The organism is Salinisphaera dokdonensis CL-ES53 (genome assembly GCF_040361215.1).
In the GTDB taxonomy this organism is placed as follows: domain Bacteria; phylum Pseudomonadota; class Gammaproteobacteria; order Nevskiales; family Salinisphaeraceae; genus Salinisphaera; species Salinisphaera dokdonensis.
Genome location: NZ_APND01000016.1, coordinates 1 through 1091, shown reverse-complemented (window position 1 = coordinate 1091; position 1091 = coordinate 1). Strand labels below are relative to the sequence as shown.

Genomic DNA, 1091 nt, shown 5'->3' with positions numbered 1-1091 from the left:
GGCGGTCTCTAATCTGAAGTGCAACAGCACGCACGGAGGTTGGAGATGGGCGGTCACTACGAGCATCTGGGTGCCGAAGAGCGCGGCACGATCATGGCCTTACGCAGCCAAGGGTCTGGCGTTCGCGAGATCGCAAGGGTATTGACCCGTGCCCCGAGCACCATCCTGCGCGAGCTGCGTCGCAACGGCGATCAGCTTGGTCGACGTAAGCCGATCATCGGACGGCCGCTGCGCGTCCCTGGTTACGATGCGCGGCGCGCCGGTGAGCGCGCCCGGCGCTTGCGCCGCAAGCGCCGTGTCGCACGCAAGCTGGATCCAGGCGGGCCACTGTGGGCCCAGGTCCACCGCCTGCTAATGCTGAAGTGGTCGCCTGAGCAGATCGCGGGCAGACTGAAAAGCGTGTCACACGAAACGATCTATACCGCCATTTACGCCATGCCCCGCGGCACGCTGCGCCGCGAATTGACGCGACTGCTGCGTCAGGGCCACGCCCGACGCCGACCGCGCAGTCGGGGCACCGACCGACGCGGGCAGATGCATGATCTGCCGAGTATTCACCTGCGCCCGCCGGCCGCCAATGAGCGGCTCGTCCCCGGCCACTGGGAAGGCGATCTGATCCGAGGCGCGGCCAACCGCAGCGCGGTCGGCGTGCTGGTCGATCGCCGCACGCTGTTTCTGATGATCGTACGCATGGAGGGCGCGACGGCCCAAGCCGCCTTGGCCGGCTTCAGCCAGGCGTTCGCGTCTTTGCCGGCCGAGATGCGCCAGACCCTGACCTACGATCAAGGCAAGGAAATGGCCTTGCATGCTGAACTCGCCCAGAGCACGGGCCTGTCGATCTACTTCGCCGATCCGCACAGCCCCTGGCAGCGCGGCATCTGCGAGAACACCAATGGCCTGCTGCGCCAGTACCTGCCCAAAGGCAGTGACCTGAGTGTCTATTCCCAGCGCGAACTCGATGCGATCGCCTGGGAGATGAACACCCGACCCCGCAAGACCCTGGCGTTTCGCACGCCCGCGGAAGTCTTTTTCGAGTACTGCTTCCAAGACCGGGACAATGGCGCTGTTGCACTTGATACTTGAAACCGCCA

The 1091-nt window shown here is 65.3% G+C and carries 1 protein-coding gene; it reads left to right on the top strand.

From position 1 onward, the window contains the following. Nucleotides 1-45: 45 nt before the first annotated feature. Nucleotides 46-1083, top strand: coding sequence for an IS30 family transposase (locus SADO_RS17200; RefSeq protein WP_353113664.1), 1038 nt, complete (start codon nucleotides 46-48; stop codon nucleotides 1081-1083). Nucleotides 1084-1091 lie beyond the last annotated feature (8 nt).